This window comes from Burkholderia sp. IT-111MI5 (assembly GCF_949752865.1).
In the GTDB taxonomy this organism is placed as follows: domain Bacteria; phylum Pseudomonadota; class Gammaproteobacteria; order Burkholderiales; family Burkholderiaceae; genus Burkholderia; species Burkholderia pyrrocinia_C.
In genome coordinates this window covers 545,093-560,993 of the sequence record NZ_CATKIF010000022.1, presented here as the reverse complement: position 1 = coordinate 560,993, position 15,901 = coordinate 545,093, and the positions used below count along the sequence as shown (strand labels likewise).

Here is a 15,901-nt window from a genome sequence, read left to right as displayed (position 1 = left end):
GACCGGCGGCCGCGCCGGTCTTCGGAAGTCGTGCCGCCCGGCAGGGTCAGGAATCGGTCGGGCGCGCGGGGTGCATCGGGTGAAGTTCGGCCGCGCCGCGTTCTCGTGGATGAAACGTCGGCTCCGACGTCTGCTGGCGAATGTCGGTAAGCCACGACGCGAGTTCCGCGTCGGTCATGCCGAGCGCCTTCGCGGTATCGGACGATGCATCGGGCCGGCGCGGATAGCGCGCTTTCGCGCGCGCGGCCGCATGCACGGCCGAATCGTGCGCGGTGCGCGCCGGGTCGCCAACGCCGTGCCGTGCGGCGCCGACGGGTACGGCCGCCGGGCGCACGACGGAACCGGTGTGCACTGGGTTCGCGCCGTCTTGCATCCCGATCGCGGCCGGCGTCTGCATCTCGTACACGCGCGGCGCCGCGACGCATGCGGCCGCGAGCAGACATCCTGCCGTCGCCGCGAGAATCGTCGTGCGGCGCGGACGGCGCAGCACGTCCTTGAAGCACGGTGCCAGCGTGCTCGCCAACCGCCCGATGATGTGTCGATCGCCCATGATGTTCATATGGCTCCGTCCTCGGCCGAGCCGGAACGCGCCGCCGTCGTCATGCGACGGGCGACATCCGCGCTGCGTCGCCGCCGCGCGGCGGCAGCGACGCCAGCAGCAGGCACAGCGATGCCGCGAGCAGCACGAGGTCCTTCAGCAGGAACTGGCCGATCGGCGCCGAGATCGCCGGGAACCCGCCGGCCGTTGGCTCGCCAACGCCGGGCGTCGTCAGCATGAAGGTCAATGTCATCGCGTATGTGGCCGATGACATCGCGGCGCCCAGCACCGACGCCAGCGGCACGCGCGAGCCGACCACCAGCATCGCGGCCGTCGTCAGTTCGACCGCGCCGATCGCGATGCTCGCGCCTTCCACGCCGAACAGCGCGTGCAGCCAGCTCATCAGCGGGCTGTTCGCGATGAATGGCGCGATGCCGCCTGCTTCGTACGCGGTGAACTTCATTCCGCCGAACCACAGGAAGATCACGACTAGCGACCAACGCAGCAGTGCGAACGAACTGCGCGAGCCGTGCGTGCGCTCGGCAATGCGTGAGAAGGAATCAAGAACGGTCATGCGGAACGCCTCCGTCGAATGGCAATGCGCGTGAAGCGCATCATCGATTCCATTCTATGAACGCGAGGGACGCAAATGAATCGGACCCGTCTGATTCGGCGCGATATCGCTGATGCGATTGGCCGTGCGCGTACGCTGCTTGAAGTAGTGAATCAGCGAGTGAGCACGCGACGGCTCGCGGCTGGCGCCGGAGGAACACGATGGGCCGCGCAACGCGCGGTCTCGCGAACGGGAATGGCAGACGGGTGACGGCAGGCAGGACGCCGTTCAGATCCGGTACCCGAAGGGTATCCCGATCGCGGAGCCGACCCAATCGGACCAGTCCGATTACGTTTCGCCAGGTCAGGTGATGGAAGTGCCGGTGTCGCTGGGCCGGCATGTTGAAACCGTGGTGCGGCCCGCGCAGCGCGCGCATTCGGCAGGCATCACGGTTGCAAAGTAAGGTGCGGATCGTCTTCGATGGCGAACGGTTCGGCGTCGACGCCGCGCGTTCGGCTAAATCACCTTCAGCATGATGGCCGCAGATGCCGGGCACACACCGGCGAACTGACCGGACGATAGCAGCGGTCCAGGCACGTCACCGAGCGTAACGCGCACAAAACCCTGCCGAGCAAAATAGCGCTCCGCCGTGGTCGTGCGCAACGCTACCGCTTCGACCGCGCGACTGCGGCATTCCGCCAGCAAGCGCGAAACGATCGTCTTTCCCAGCCCGCCGCCGCGCGCTTGCGCAGCGACGGCAATCGAACGGATCAACGCGAAGTTGCCGTGGTATTCGATGCCGCCGCACGCAATGACGCTCCGGTCATCGACGGCCGCAATGAAATTAGACAAGTGCTCCGCCACACCGGCAACAGGTAAGTCGGAGGCACGAAGCAGGGCCTCTATCGAGACCAGATCGGATGTCGCCGCAGTGCGTAGTTGCATGATGCCGATCCTCGAAAGGTAGAGTCTTTTCAGGCGGTAGTGATTCGCGAGCGCCGAGGTGCACGTGGCCGACCGTCCGCTGTGGATCGTCATGGGCGCCGCACCGAGGCACGTCAGATACTGCGCTGATTGACGCGCTTCGACAGTTCCTCCGCGCTTTCCTTCCGCTCGCTATACCGATCCACCAGATAAGGCCCGATATCCCGCGTCAGCAGCGTGAACTTGACCAGTTCTTCCAGCACATCCACCACGCGATCGAAATAAGCCGAAGGCTTCATCCGCCCTGCTTCGTCGAATTCCGCGAACGCCTTCGCCACCGACGACTGGTTCGGGATGGTCAGCATGCGCATCCAGCGTCCGAGCACGCGCATCTGGTTCACCGCATTGAACGATTGCGAGCCGCCGCTGACCTGCATGACGGCGAGCGTCTTGCCCTGGGTCGGCCGCACGGCGCCCATCGACAGCGGAATCCAGTCGATCTGCGCTTTCATGATGCCGGTCATCGCGCCGTGCCGCTCCGGCGAGCACCACACCATGCCTTCCGACCACTGCACCAGTTCGCGCAGCTCGACGACCTTCGGATGACTCTCGGGCGCATCGTCCGGCAGCGGCAGGCCGCTCGGATTGAACACGCGCACTTCGGCGCCCATTGCGGTGAGCAGGCGCGCGGCTTCATCGATCAGCAGCCGGCTGAACGAACGCTCGCGCAGCGAGCCGTACAGAAGCAGGAACCGGGGCGGATGCGTCGACGGCACCGCCGGCTGCAACTGGCCGGCATCCGGCACGCGGAACGATTCGACGTCGAGTTGCGGCAGGTCATTCAGACGGTCAGACATGCGCACCCTCCGCGTGATCGCATTGAATCGTGACGTAGTTCATGCAGATGGATTCTCCCGTTTGCTCAAGCACGTTCGTACCAGCCCTTCGACCGGTTGACGATGCGCACCACCAGCAGCATGACGGGCACTTCGATCAGCACGCCGACGACGGTGGCCAGCGCCGCGCCGGAATGAAAACCGAACAAACTGATCGCAGCCGCGACCGCCAGCTCGAAGAAATTGGACGCGCCGATCAGCGCCGACGGACACGCGATGTTGTGCTTCTCGCCCACGGCGCGATTGAGCCAGTAAGCGAGCGCCGAATTGAAAAACACCTGGATCAGGATCGGCACCGCGAGCAGCGCGATCACCAGCGGCTGCTTCAGGATCGCTTCGCCCTGGAACGCGAACAGCAGCACGAGCGTGGCCAGCAAGGCGGCGATCGACCACGGACCGATCCTGGCCATCGCGGCATCGAACGCCGCCTGCCCGTTCGCGAGCAGCCGCTTGCGCCAGAGCTGCGCGAGGATCACCGGGATCACGATGTAGAGCACGACCGACGTGAGCAGCGTCGCCCACGGCACGGATATCGCCGACATCCCCAGCAGCAGGCCGACCAGCGGCGCGAACGCGATCACCATGATGCTGTCGTTCAGCGCGACCTGCGACAGCGTGAACAGCGGATCGCCGCCCGTCAGCCGGCTCCATACGAACACCATCGCCGTGCACGGCGCGGCGGCGAGCAGGATCAAGCCGGCGATGTAGCTGTCGAGTTGATCGGCCGGCAGCATCGGTGCGAACAGATGCCGGATGAACAGCCAGCCGAGGAACGCCATCGAGAACGGCTTGACGAGCCAGTTCACGACGAGCGTGACGCCGATGCCTTTCACGTGCTGACGCACTTCATGCAGCGCGCCGAAGTCGACCTTGACGAGCATCGGAATGATCATCACCCAGATGAGCAGCCCGACCGGCAGGTTGACCTGCGCGTATTCCATCCGGCCGATCTGCTGGAACAGGCCGGGCAGCGCCTGGCCGAGCGCGATGCCGGCGACGATGCACAGCGCGACCCAGACGGTCAGATAGCGTTCGAAGAAGTTGATGGAAGGCTTGGCGACAGCCTGCTCCGGCGGAGCGACGTTGGACGTGTTCATTGGACGGGTATCGGTCTCGAAGTCGCTGGCGGCCGGTGAATTCGGCCAGCCGCCGTGCGAACGGTCAGCTCCGGGAAATCTCGGTCAAGGCCGCCTGGAGTTCGGCGTTGCTCATGCGATCGAGCAGCAGCGCCAGCAACTGCAGCATCCGGTAGCCGATCGCCTGGCGCGTGAGTTCGAACGCGAGCCGCTTGCCTTCGTCGCCGCCCACCGCGTTCGACGGATCGGCATAACCCCAGTGCACTTTGACCGGGCTGCCGGGCCAGTACGGGCACGTCTCCGCGGCCGCGCTGTCGCACACCGTGATGACGACGCGCATTTCAGGCGCGCCGTCGCCCGTGAATTCGTCCCAGCTCTTGCTGCGGTAGTCGCCGACATCGACACCGGCGTTCGTCAGCGCTTCCAGCGCGAACGGATTGAGCCGGCCGCTCGGCGCACTGCCGGCGCTGTACGCGCGCACGTCCTTGCCGAGCTTCGCGGCCCAATGATTGAGCATGCCTTCCGCGAGCACGCTGCGCGCGGAGTTGTGGGTACAGAGGATCAGGACGTTCGTGGTCATGGGCGAGGTAGGCGAAGGCGCTTCAGCAAGGTTGCGGGCCGGACGTCGAACACGCGGACACCGGCGAGCACGGATTGCCGCCGCAGCAGTTCTCCGTGAGATAGGCCAGCAGCCCGTTCATCGTCGCGAAGTTCGCGCTATAGATGACGAAGCGGCCGTCCTGCTGACTCGTGACGAGCTGCGCATGGGCCAGCTCCTTCAGATGAAAGGACAGCGATGAAGGCGGTACATTCAGCAGCGTGGCGATCTGCCCGGCCGGCAGGCCCTGCGGCCCCGCCTGCACGAGCGTGCGGAAGACGGCGAGCCGGGATTCATGCGCGAGTGCCGACAGCGCGGCGATGGTCTGGTTCGTTTCCATTATTCGATAATAATCGAAATATCAAATTCCGAGAAGCCACCTCGAGATGAAGCGGTGGCCAACGAACGGGGACAAACAAAACGACTGCGCCAGCGGGCGAACCCTTCGCCCGACGACAGCCCGGCCTTCGACTACGCGCCGCGCGCTTCCCGATGCACGTCCCGATACGTTCCCCGGGCCGTCAGCATCGGGGTCGACGCACGGCTCACGGTTGCGAGAACACCATCACGCGCCCCGACACGCGCTGCAGCTTGAGCCAGCCCATATCGGCCGTGAAGCGCAGTTGCTGCAGCGGGAAGTCGAACGACGCCTTCTCGGCCGCGCTCACGACCGACTTGGCGATCCAGCGGATCAGCGCCTTCCCTTCCTCGGTCGTCACGCTGCCGTTCTGGATGCCGCCGTAGAAGTAGCGATTCCCGGCGTTGACCTCGTTCTGCAACTGCATCCAGTGACCCGGCAAACCCGGCAGCGTCCGGAACAGGTCGGCGACCCGCTTCGTCGTCAGGCCGCGCGCCCATAGCGCACCGTTCGCATCCGGCCGAACCAGGTTGTGGCGATCCGCTGCCTGGGCCTGCCCCTTGATGTCGCCCCGCAGGGCATCGAGCTTCGACATGACGCATTCCTCATGGTGATGGGCGCGGGAAAATGGCCCCGCGCGCGCCGCTAGCACGATACGCCCGTTGCGTGGAGTCATCTCCTGTCAGGTTTGTCAGGCCGCGCCGCCTCGCCGGCGCGGCCGCCACCGCCCGCTTACGCGACGGCCTTCACCGCCGCCTGCGCGCCAAAGAACGTCGCCTGCGCCGCTTCGTCAGCCCGCGCATACGCGCGGTTGACGCCGCTGATCACCGCGCGAATCGACGCGGTCGTCAGGTTCGCGTCGATGCCCACGCCGAACGCGCTGCCGCGCACGCCCGAGCCGGCCAGTTCCGCGATCGCGATCGCCTTTGCGTCGGCGCCCTGCGACAACGCGCGTTCCTCGTAGTGCTGGATTCGCAGCGGCGTGCGCAGCGCATGCATCAGCGCGTCGAGCGGGCCGTTGCCTTCGCCGCGCAGCACGCGGCGCTCGCCGTGCACGTCGGCGGTGAGCACGATCGTCTCGCGGCCGTCGCGTTCGCTAAGTTCATGGCCGACATAGCGCAGCGGCGCGTCGCCCTCCACGTATTCCTGCTGGAACAGCGACCAGATCTGCGCGCTCGTCACCTCGTGCCCGCTGTCGTCGGTCAGGCGCTGCACGGCCGCGCTGAAGTCGACCTGCAGGCGGCGCGGCAGCGCGACGCCATAACCCTGTTCGAGCAGGTACGCGATGCCGCCCTTGCCCGACTGGCTGTTCACGCGAATGATCGAATCGTACGTGCGGCCGAGGTCGCTCGGATCGATCGGCAGATACGGCATTTCCCACACGGCGTCGGCGCGCTGCACCGCGAAGCCCTTCTTGATCGCATCCTGGTGCGAGCCGGAGAACGCGGTGAACACGAGGTCGCCAACGTACGGATGACGCGGATGGATCGGCAACTGCGTGCATTCCTCGGACGTGCGCGCGACTTCGTTGATCTGCGAGAAATCGAGGCCCGGATCGACGCCCTGCGTGTACAGGTTCAGCGCGAGCGTCACGAGATCGACGTTGCCCGTGCGTTCGCCGTTGCCGAACAGGCAGCCCTCGATGCGGTCGGCGCCGGCCATCACCGCGAGCTCGGCCGCCGCGACCGCGGTGCCGCGATCGTTGTGCGGATGCACGGACAGGATCAGCGCATCGCGACGCGCGAGGTTGCGGTGCATCCATTCGATCTGGTCCGCATAGAAGTTCGGCGTGCCGACCTCGACAGTCGCCGGCAGGTTCACGATCGCCTTGTGCTCGGGCGTCGGCTGCCACACGTCGAATACCGCGTCGCAGACTTCCTTCGCGAAATCGAGCTCGGTCGCCGTAAACGTTTCCGGGCTGTACTGCAGCGTGAACTGCGTGTCGGTCGCGGCATCGGCGCAGCGCTTGATCGTGCGCGCCGCGTTCACCGCGAGCTGCGTCACGCCGTCGCGGTCGAGGCCGAACACGATCTTGCGGAATTCCGGCGCGGTTGCGTTGTACAGATGCACGATCGCGCGCTTCGCGCCGCGCAGCGATTCGAAGGTGCGCTCGATCAGGTCGTCGCGCGCCTGCGTCAGCACCTCGATCGTCACGTCGTCGGGAATGTGGCCGCCTTCGATCAGCTCGCGCACGAAGTTGAAGTCGGTCTCGGACGCCGACGGGAACGCCACCTCGATCTCCTTGAAACCGATCGCGACGAGCGTCTTGAACATCCGCATCTTGCGCGCCGCGTCCATCGGCTCGAACAGCGCCTGGTTGCCGTCGCGCAGGTCGGTGCTCATCCAGATCGGCGCGTGCGTGATGGTGCGCGACGGCCATGTTCGGTTCGGCAAGTTGACGGGCGTGAACGGCCGGTACTTCGTTGCGGGGTTCTTCAGCATCATGATGTTCGGTCCTCGGTCGGTTTGTCGGGAAACCGCGGCGCGGCGGCCTTCAGCAGTGGCGGCCGGCTGCGCACGCAGCGATCAAAGCGGTAAAAAGCGGCACAACGGCAAAGCGGTACGGCGAACGACAGCCTTGACGGTTGAGCGACCGGGACGGAGCGGAGCGATACGGAAAAAAGACGAGCTCAGGCGCCGGTCGACAACCGGGGCCAGGTCGGTGATACGGGGGAAATCTGGCGCTTCAGGAAAGAAGCAGATGGAAAGCGCGCAGCCGCAGACCCAGCCCGGAACAACGGGCTAGTAGTCGTAGCGAGAAGAGGGGCTGGGCGGCTTGCATGGCCGGAATCAAATCACAGGGTGGACGGGGCTGTCAACGGGAAGCGCGTGCCTCGCATGGCCGCGCCGTCTGCAAAATCAGTCCCGTCCGATAGGCGGCGGCCGCGCCCGTCGATATGCTTCATGGGTGCGGCGCCGGTGAGGTCCTATTCATGTTCGGAGTGAGTCGGTCCATCCTCTTCGCCGGTCGCCGCACACCCTCCCTTTGCGATCGGGCTTCGGCGTGGGCGTTTGGTGGTGGCCGGTGGGCGCGGCCACGACAGAGATGCTGATGTTGAAACGAACGCTGCCAGATGCGAACACCGAGCGCTCGCCCCGAAGCCCGATTGCCCCGTTGCCGATCCGCCTGTACCGCGCACTATTCAGAAAAACGACACGCGCGCCGGCATAGTTTCCGGAATATATAAAAACATCCTCGATTAAACCTGTTTCATTAAATCGATTCACCTTGATTTTCGATTTATTGAACAATTACCATTCTCATCTGAATATTTTTTTATTTATTTTTCGACATGCTTGTCGAACCGCGTTTCAAACGGCAAACGTTTGCGAGACGCGGGGAGACGCCTTACTACTGATCTTCAGGAGGAAAGCATGGCCGATTCTCAAACGTCATCCAATCGCGCCGGCGAATTTTCGATTCCGCCGAATACCGATTTCCGCGCGATTTTCTTCGCGAATGCCGCCGAACAACAGCACATCAAGCTGTTTATCGGCGACAGCAAGGAACCCGCCGCTTATCACAAGCTGACCACGCGCGACGGCCCGCGCGAAACCACGCTGAATTCCGGCAACGGCAAGATCCGCTTCGAGGTGTCGGTAAACGGCAAGCCGTCGGCCACCGACGCGCGCCTCGCGCCGATCAACGGCAAGAAGTCGGACGGCTCGCCGTTCACGGTCAACTTCGGGATCGTCGTGTCGGAAGACGGCCACGACAGCGACTACAACGACGGCATCGTCGTGCTGCAGTGGCCGATCGGCTGATCGGCCCGCCCGCCGATTGACCGATGACCGCCGGGCTGCCGCCTGCAAGGCAGCCCGGCGGTTCCACATCGAAAACGCGAAGCCATTCAATTCAAACCCGTTTCGCCTTCAGGAGACCGCCATGCCCATCATTTCGGCATCGATCAACAGCGCGCCCGTCGTCACGTCCGAGACTTACGTCGACATTCCGGGCCTGCATCTCGACCTTGCGAAAGAGCAGGCAAACATTCGCGACGGCAAGCTGCTCGTCACGCTCAACGTGCCGACGCCGTACGCGACCGGCAACAACTTCCCCGGCATCTATTTCGCGATCGCGACCGACAAGGGCGTCGTCGCGGACGGCTGCTTCACCTATTCGTCGAAGGTGCCGGAAAGCACCGGGCGCATGCCGTTCACGCTCGTCGCGACGATCGACGTCGGCAGCGGCGTCACGTTCGTGAAAGGCCAGTGGAAAAGCGTGCGCGGCAGCGCGATGCATATCGACTCGTACGCGAGCATTTCCGCGATCGGTAACGCCGTCGCGCAATCGTCGTCGCAATCCGGCGGGAATCAGGGCGCCGAAACCGGCAGCGGAACCGGCGGCGCCGGCAACATCGGCGGCGGCGGCGAACGCGACGGCACGTTCAATCTCCCGGCCAACATCAAGTTCGGCGTGACCGCGCTCACCAACGCGTCGAACGACCAGACGATCGACATCTACATCGACGACAACCCGAAACCGGCCGCCACGTTCAAGGGCGCGGGCGTGCAGGACCAGAACCTCGGCACGAAGGTGCTCGACTCCGGCAAGGGCCGCGTGCGCGTGATCGTGACGGTGAACGGCAAGCCGTCGCGGCTCGGCTCGCGGCAGGTCGACATCTTCAAGAAGTCGTTCTTCGGGATCGTCGGGTCGGAGGACGGCGCGGACGACGACTACAACGACGGCATCGTGTTCCTGAACTGGCCGCTGGGCTGATCGACGGACGTCAATAACAGGGACGCACGGCGCGGCATGGATTGCGCGCCGCTTTCGGTATCGCAATGACGACAGGGCCAACCACGCGTTGCGATTCATTCGGGCAGCCGCGACTGCCCACGCTTTGCTCCGCGCGCGACACGGCGAAACCGATTCGTCGGCCGCGCGACGCGAGACCTTCCATTACGACGAGGACGACATGCCACAACCCTTTACCCATGACGATCTGTACGCACTGCTGCAACTCGCCGGCAACGACGCGCTCGCCGTGCAGGCCGGCGGCGACCAGGCCGTGCTCGACCGGATGCGTCAGTTCATGACCGCGCAGCTCGTCGAGAAGCTGCCGCAATTCGATGTGTTCGTCCACCTCTCCACCGTGCCGTACAGCTTCGACATCAGCAGCTGGATGAACAAGGTCAAGACCGACACGACCGGGAAGATCGACGCCTGCACGGTGACGTGGGCCGGCGCACCCGGCGTGCTGCCGGGCGCTGCCGCGAAGTTCGGCATCGGTGCGGTGGTCACGTACTTCGCGAAAGCGACGGCGCAACCGCAACCCGCGCAGCCCGACCCCGCGACGAATGCCGGCGGCGAACGCGACGGCATCTTCAACCTGCCGCCGAACATCGCGTTCGGCGTGACGGCGCTCGTCAACTCTGCCGCACAGCAGACGATCGAGGTATTCGTCGACGACAACCCGAAACCGGCCGCGACGTTCCAGGGCGCCGGCACGCAGGACGCGAACCTGAACACGCAAGTGCTGAATTCGGGCAAGGGGAAGGTGCGCGTGGTTGTGACGGCGAACGGCAAGCCGTCGAAGATCGGCTCGCGGCAGGTCGACATCTTCAAGAAGACCTACTTCGGGCTGGTCGGATCGGAGGACGGTACGGACGGCGACTACAACGACGGGATTGCGATCCTGAACTGGCCGCTCGGCTGAGCATCGCGCGACGCTGACGGTCACGCTTCGGCATCGCCAGGCCTCATGGCCTGGCGATCCGGGTTCACGACACTCAGAAATTGAGTGTCGCCGTGACCCACGTCTGCCCGTTGTCCGGCCGCTGGCCGGCCGGCGCGCCCACCCGGAACGCATGCGATACGTCAACCCGTGCACGGGCCTTGTACTGATAGGAAACACCCACGCCATAGCCGCGCGCGTTCCACGTGTTGTCCGCGCCGGCGAGCGCGCGCGACTTGTTGATCTGACCGCGGCCGGCATCCGCGAACACGCGAGCCGAAAGGCCGGGCACGGCCGCGATCTGCTGCGTCAGATCGACCGACGCAATCGCGCCCTGGTCGACGCTCGGCGCATCGTATCCATAGGCGCGCACCGCATTCGGCCCGCCAAGCGACATCTGCTCCGACGGATCAAGGTGCCGGCTCGCGAACTGCGCACTCATCCGCGCGCGGACATTCGCCCCCGGCCACAGCGTCTGCGTGAAATCGGCGGAGCCGCCCCACTTCACGAAACGTCCCTGCGTGGACGGATCGCCCAAGCCGACGTCGAGTTGCTTCACATCGCCGGCATCGACCGAAAGCGCATACTGCAATCCGTTCGGCCGCCCTTTCCAGTCGCCGAAATGCGAGCCGTTCAGCGTGACGCTCGCCACGTTCGAGCGGCGACGAAACGCGTAAGAGAAAAACGAGTCCTTCAGCAGTTTCCGGTTATAGGCGACGCCGACGCTCAGATCGTCCTTGGGCGTCAATATCAACGGATGCCTGACATACGCGCCGATGACGTCCGCATAACCGTCGCCCAGATCCTGCAAGGGCCCGCCCAGCGCATACTGGACGCGAGAATACTGAACGCCGCCGCGCGTTCCCGCGCCGCCCAGCGGAACGTCGTACGACGCGAGACCGATCCACGTCATGCCATGCCTGCCGTCTCGATCCTGAATCGCGGATGGCGCGTTGTAGGCAAGCACGCGCGCGCGATCGCCGATGCCCAACGGACTGTTCGCCGCCAGTTGCGCGCCGATCCGGTAGCGTCCGGTACTCGGCGATCCGCCGTTGTCGGCAACCGCCGTCGCTTCGAAGGCCGGCTCGGGCGCGACGTCGAGCACCACGCGCGTGCCGCCCTCCGTCTCGCCTTGCGTGAGCATCGGCGTCACGGATGCGACGCCGGGCAGCGTGCGCGCGATCTGCGCGGCATGCTGCAGGTCGCTCAAATCCGGGCGCGTGATCGACAGCAGCGCCGCCCCGCCCTTTCCCGCGCCCGGCACGACTCGCTCGAGCGTCGCATCCGACACACGCGAACGATTGTTCAGTTCGATGCTTTCGACATGCCCGCGCACGATCCTGAAGCGCACGACGCCGTTGCTCGCATCCTGTTCCGGCAGGACGGCGAATACCAGCAAACCGAGCTGCCGGCGCAGCAGCGCGTTGAGCTGCATCCGCACCGCGGTGATCTGCTCGAACGTCAGATCGCGGCCGGCCGCGCCCGCGAACAACCGCGCGATCTCGCCGTCGAGCGGCTCGCCCAGTGATTCGTTCAACTCGAAACGTTCGACGTGCAGCGTCGCCGTCCCGCCTCCCGCCGCGCTCGCGCGCTCGTCGACGACCGTAGCGTCCGCACCGCGTTGCTGGCGCGCGGTATCGGCGTCGGGGGACAACAACGACTGGTTCTGCTGCAGCAGCTGGCCCGCGTTCCCGGGCACCTGCGTCGTCTGCGCGTCCGCGCGGGCGGCAGCAAACAGCAGCAATGCGGACGCAGAGATGCGTGCCGTCGCCCCATTCATGCGACGGCCAACCGTTAACCTCGATTTCATGATGAGTTCCGCCAACGAGCAACCGCAAGTCAGGCGCGGACGCCGTGTTGCGGCGTCCGGTCATGCGGCTCTTCAAGAGATTCGGGATTCGACGCCGCATGCCTGCGCTGCGGCGGATACGACGGAGGAGGCGCGGCGCGCTGCCGCGCATCCGTCGGATGATGCATTCGCGGCTCGAGCCGCGACGGCCGATCGATTGGATCGGGACGGCGCAAGCGCACCCACGCCTGTCCCGAGCGCGAAACGACGAGCGCCTACGTCACGTTTGCGCTCGCCCATGCCGCACGGAAGCGATTCCATGCGGCATGCGGCGCGACTTACCGCGACGTGCCGATATTGCTCATCGACAGTTTGCCGGACGTGTTCAACGGCCCTTCCGCCACGTACACGGCGTCGTCGCCGACACCCTGCACGGTTGCGTCGCCGTTGATCGTCGCGCCGGTCGACGCGATCGTCACGCGCCGGCCGGCCAGCGTCACGCCGTAGTCCGGGCCGACGTTGCGCGTGTTCAGCGTGGCGCCGTTCGACACATTCAGATCGCCCGTGCTGGCCAGACGAACGGTCTGCCCGGTGATCCGGCCGCGGATATTGACGATGCCGCCCTGGTCGCCGTTGTCCGCGTTGCGGCCGCTGATCAGCACGTCGCCGCGGCTCAGGCCGTTCGCCGACCGGCCGGCGTTCGACCGGTTGATCGCATCGATCTGACCGCGGTTGCGCGCAATTTCCGCATCGGCAGCGCCGGATGCGTATGCGTGCAGGCTGGCATAGCCGTTGTCGGCCGTGATCCGGCCGTCGTTCGCCACCAGCGCACGGTCGGTCGCGTCCGTCACGTCGATCCGGTTCAGGCTGCCGTCCGCGTTCAGCGACATCGTTGCGCCGCCCCCCGCCGCCAGCGCGACGTTGCCGTTGCCGCTCGTGATGCGCCCGGACGCCAGATTCGTCGCCTGGCGGCCGATCAGCGCCGCGCCGGTCCTCGTCGCGATCGACCCTTCGTTCTGGACGATCCCGCGCTTGGCCTGATCGATGTTGAAGCGCAGCGCGCGCTTCTGCATGAAGTCGTCGTCCGACGTGTCCGCAGCCGCGAGCGTCACGCCGTTCGCATTGATCGTCGCGTCCTTGCCGACCACGATGCCGTCCGGATTCAGCACGAAGACGCGGCCGTTCGCGTTCAGCGCGCCATCGATCGACGTGACCTTGCCGGACGCGACGCGGTTGAGCACCGCTGCATTCGCATTCGGTTGCCGGAAATTGATGGCCTCGTCGCGCGCGATGTCGAAATCCTTCCAGTTGACGACCAACCGATCGGTCGACTGCGCGACGTCGGTGATCTTGCCGTCCTGGGAGATGGTGCCGGCACCGGCAACGATCGAGCCGCCACGCCCCGGCTTGGCCGGTGCGACGGTCGCGCCGTGCGCCTGCCCCGGCGCGTAGTCGCCCGGTGCATAGTTGAAGGTGTCGTGCTCCGTGACGGAATACCCGGACGGCGCGTGCACCGTGCCGTTGAGCGCGACGCGCCCGTCGGTCGCGACGCTCAACGATCTGGCGCCGCGCAGGATGCCGCTCGGGGATTGCTCCACGCTCCGGTCCCCGTAAAGCTCGACGCGCATCCCGTCGACCAGGCCATCGATACGAAGCGTGCCATCGCCTCCTTCCGTCGTCCCGATTCTCAGCGCCCCGACGGGGCCGTCTGCCGTCGTCACCGCACCGGCAATATTCACGTTCTTGCCGGACAGCAACCCCGCACCGGAGGACACATTGACCCGTCCGTCGACGTTCAGATCGTTGCCGGCATGCAGCCCGGTGCTGATTGCATTGACCGCGCCGGTTTCGGAGACGGTCAGGTCGTTCCCGGCCCTGACGCTGGCCGTGTTCGCCGTCAGCCCGCCGTTCACGTCGAGATTGCGATCGGCACTCACCCTCAGGACGCCGGGCGTCGTCACTTCGCCGAGTACGATGTCGCGTGCGGAAAGATCGATGGGCCCCTCTGCGTACAGCAGCCCGCCGTTCTGAGCCAGGCGATCGAAACCCGAGGCGCTCATGGCGCCGTTGGTCAGGATCAGGTCGCCCTGCTGGAGATATGTCGCATGCTCGCCCGTCCCCACGACCTGCAGCGTACCGTCGGATGTCGCGCCGTTCTCCGATACCGTGACCTAATTGGCTTTAAGGATCGTGTCGGGTACGCGTCGCGGGTCGCCCCGGTTGGTGCTCAATTTCGCTCCGTCGAGCGTCAGGTCGCCGGAACTTTCGATCGAGATGTTGCGCGTGCTGATGTCGCCGCCGACACGAATGCCGGCGCTCGCGGGCGTGTCGCCGCTTGCGCGAAGCATCACGGTGCCTGCACCCTCCGGCGCACCCAGACCGCCGAGCGATTGCGCTTCGACGAAGCCGGTATTGCGTACGACCTCAGTACGCAGCGCATCGGTCGTTCGCCCTTCGAGTCGCACCCAGCCGCTCTCGGCCCCCACCTGTCCGTCATTGGCCGCCGATGCCCCCGACGCACCCGTGCTGACGTAGGCCTGAGCCATGCTGCCGTCCGGATTGAGCTCGAGCATCACCTTGCCGCCGGCCGCCAGCGCGATGTTGCCGTTCCGGGCCATCAAGATACCGTCCGGGCCGTTGATGACACGCGCCCCCGCCAGCAGTGCGCCGCTCTGCGTCTCGATCGTGCCGTCGTTCCGCACGGTGCCCGTCGCGCCGTTGGCGTTCTGCAGCGTCAGTACGCGATTCGACATGAAATCGCTATCCGACACGTCGGCTGCGGACAGCACCACGCTGTTCGCGTTGATCGTCGCGCCCTTGCCGACCACGATGCCGTTCGGGTTCACGACGAACACGCGTCCGTTCGCGTTCAGCGCGCCCTGAATCGACGTCATGTCTGCCGACTGCACGCGGTTCAGGATCGCCGCATTGACATCCGGCTGCTTGATGTTGACCGCTTCGGTTCTGCCGATATCGAAATTCTTCCAGTTGACGATCATCTTGGACGACGTCTGGTCGATCTGCGTGTTCGGGCCGGTTTGCGTAATGCTGCCTGCACCGGCCGCGATCGCTCCGCCTTGAACCGCGTATGCGTGGCCGGCGGCAATGAGCGGCACCAGCATCGCCAGCGGCTTCAGCACGCATTGACGTGCCTGCTTCTTGTCTGATTGCAAGGACTGCTTTGAATTCATTTTCCTTCTTCCTGAACTGGTCGATAACGGACCGGATTTCGTTCACGGATTTTCTCCGTTGCATCGGACCGAAAAAGCCGAATGGGTACGAAATCCCGGTGCACGAGATGCAGTGACCGATGCAATCTCGGGATGCTACGCAGGCACTTTCGGCACGTCCATCAGACCAGGATGATTCTGCGCGGAGCGCGCGGTTCTCCCCATTCACGCCACGAAAATACTGCGTCGATGGCCGCGTGATCCGAATCACGCCATGGCTGAACACACGCTCGGACTGGTCCGATGCAACGGGAACGAAAT

Annotated in this window: 15 protein-coding genes; 3 read left to right on the top strand and 12 right to left on the bottom strand. The window is 65.4% G+C overall.

All coding sequences use genetic code 11. The annotated features are described in order from the left end of the window. Positions 1 to 46: 46 nt before the first annotated feature. The 9 genes from ACM6JT_RS20955 to leuA all read right to left on the bottom strand — a co-directional run bounded on the left by ACM6JT_RS20955 (position 47) and on the right by leuA (position 7,385). On the bottom strand, positions 47 to 550 hold the full coding sequence (locus ACM6JT_RS20955; protein ID WP_152603924.1) for a hypothetical protein: 504 nt from the start codon (positions 548 to 550) through the stop codon (positions 47 to 49). 49 nt (positions 551 to 599) lie between these two features. After that, positions 600 to 1,112, bottom strand: coding sequence for a YkgB family protein (locus ACM6JT_RS20950; RefSeq protein WP_414857183.1), 513 nt, complete (start codon positions 1,110 to 1,112; stop codon positions 600 to 602). 495 nt (positions 1,113 to 1,607) lie between these two features. Then, complete coding sequence (gene arsN2 / locus ACM6JT_RS20945; RefSeq protein WP_414857182.1) at positions 1,608 to 2,129, bottom strand: arsenic resistance N-acetyltransferase ArsN2; 522 nt, start codon at positions 2,127 to 2,129, stop codon at positions 1,608 to 1,610. A 20-nt stretch (positions 2,130 to 2,149) separates the two neighbouring features. Then, positions 2,150 to 2,872, bottom strand: coding sequence for an arsenical resistance protein ArsH (arsH, locus tag ACM6JT_RS20940; protein WP_414857181.1), 723 nt, complete (start codon positions 2,870 to 2,872; stop codon positions 2,150 to 2,152). A 65-nt stretch (positions 2,873 to 2,937) separates the two neighbouring features. Then, positions 2,938 to 4,008 (bottom strand): ACR3 family arsenite efflux transporter, encoded by a 1,071-nt coding sequence (arsB, locus tag ACM6JT_RS20935; RefSeq protein ID WP_034181086.1) that lies wholly within the window; start codon positions 4,006 to 4,008, stop codon positions 2,938 to 2,940. 64 nt (positions 4,009 to 4,072) lie between these two features. After that, positions 4,073 to 4,567, bottom strand: coding sequence for an arsenate reductase ArsC (locus ACM6JT_RS20930; RefSeq protein WP_414857180.1), 495 nt, complete (start codon positions 4,565 to 4,567; stop codon positions 4,073 to 4,075). A gap of 22 nt (positions 4,568 to 4,589) precedes the next feature. After that, positions 4,590 to 4,925, bottom strand: coding sequence for an ArsR/SmtB family transcription factor (locus ACM6JT_RS20925; RefSeq protein ID WP_034181084.1), 336 nt, complete (start codon positions 4,923 to 4,925; stop codon positions 4,590 to 4,592). A 205-nt stretch (positions 4,926 to 5,130) separates the two neighbouring features. Beyond that, positions 5,131 to 5,538, bottom strand: a complete 408-nt coding sequence (locus tag ACM6JT_RS20920; RefSeq protein WP_034181083.1) for a hypothetical protein — start codon at positions 5,536 to 5,538, stop codon at positions 5,131 to 5,133. Positions 5,539 to 5,675: 137 nt separating this feature from the next. Next, positions 5,676 to 7,385, bottom strand: a complete 1,710-nt coding sequence (leuA, locus tag ACM6JT_RS20915; RefSeq protein WP_414857211.1) for a 2-isopropylmalate synthase — start codon at positions 7,383 to 7,385, stop codon at positions 5,676 to 5,678. A gap of 933 nt (positions 7,386 to 8,318) precedes the next feature. On the opposite strand from leuA, the gene ACM6JT_RS20910 reads away from it, so the two are divergent. The 3 genes from ACM6JT_RS20910 to ACM6JT_RS20900 all read left to right on the top strand — a co-directional run bounded on the left by ACM6JT_RS20910 (position 8,319) and on the right by ACM6JT_RS20900 (position 10,603). Then, positions 8,319 to 8,708: a fucose-binding lectin II gene (locus ACM6JT_RS20910; protein ID WP_034181081.1), complete on the top strand. Its 390-nt coding sequence runs from the start codon at positions 8,319 to 8,321 to the stop codon at positions 8,706 to 8,708. Positions 8,709 to 8,829: 121 nt separating this feature from the next. Beyond that, positions 8,830 to 9,663 (top strand): fucose-binding lectin II, encoded by an 834-nt coding sequence (locus ACM6JT_RS20905; protein WP_204493923.1) that lies wholly within the window; start codon positions 8,830 to 8,832, stop codon positions 9,661 to 9,663. Between the two features lie 199 nt (positions 9,664 to 9,862). After that, positions 9,863 to 10,603: a fucose-binding lectin II gene (locus ACM6JT_RS20900; protein ID WP_034181117.1), complete on the top strand. Its 741-nt coding sequence runs from the start codon at positions 9,863 to 9,865 to the stop codon at positions 10,601 to 10,603. A gap of 73 nt (positions 10,604 to 10,676) precedes the next feature. Here ACM6JT_RS20900 and ACM6JT_RS20895 read toward each other — a convergent pair whose 3' ends face one another. From ACM6JT_RS20895 to ACM6JT_RS20885, 3 genes are all read right to left on the bottom strand, one after another. Further along, the gene (locus ACM6JT_RS20895) at positions 10,677 to 12,401 is read right to left on the bottom strand and encodes a ShlB/FhaC/HecB family hemolysin secretion/activation protein (protein WP_414857179.1); all 1,725 of its coding nucleotides are present in this window, start codon (positions 12,399 to 12,401) and stop codon (positions 10,677 to 10,679) included. 347 nt (positions 12,402 to 12,748) lie between these two features. Continuing rightward, a complete protein-coding gene (locus tag ACM6JT_RS20890) occupies positions 12,749 to 14,470 on the bottom strand; it encodes a filamentous hemagglutinin N-terminal domain-containing protein (protein WP_414857178.1) in 1,722 nt (573 codons plus the stop codon). A 111-nt stretch (positions 14,471 to 14,581) separates the two neighbouring features. Continuing rightward, positions 14,582 to 15,601 carry a filamentous hemagglutinin N-terminal domain-containing protein gene (locus tag ACM6JT_RS20885; protein WP_414857177.1) on the bottom strand — a complete coding sequence of 340 codons (1,020 nt, stop codon included), beginning with the start codon at positions 15,599 to 15,601 and terminating at the stop codon, positions 14,582 to 14,584. Positions 15,602 to 15,901 lie beyond the last annotated feature (300 nt).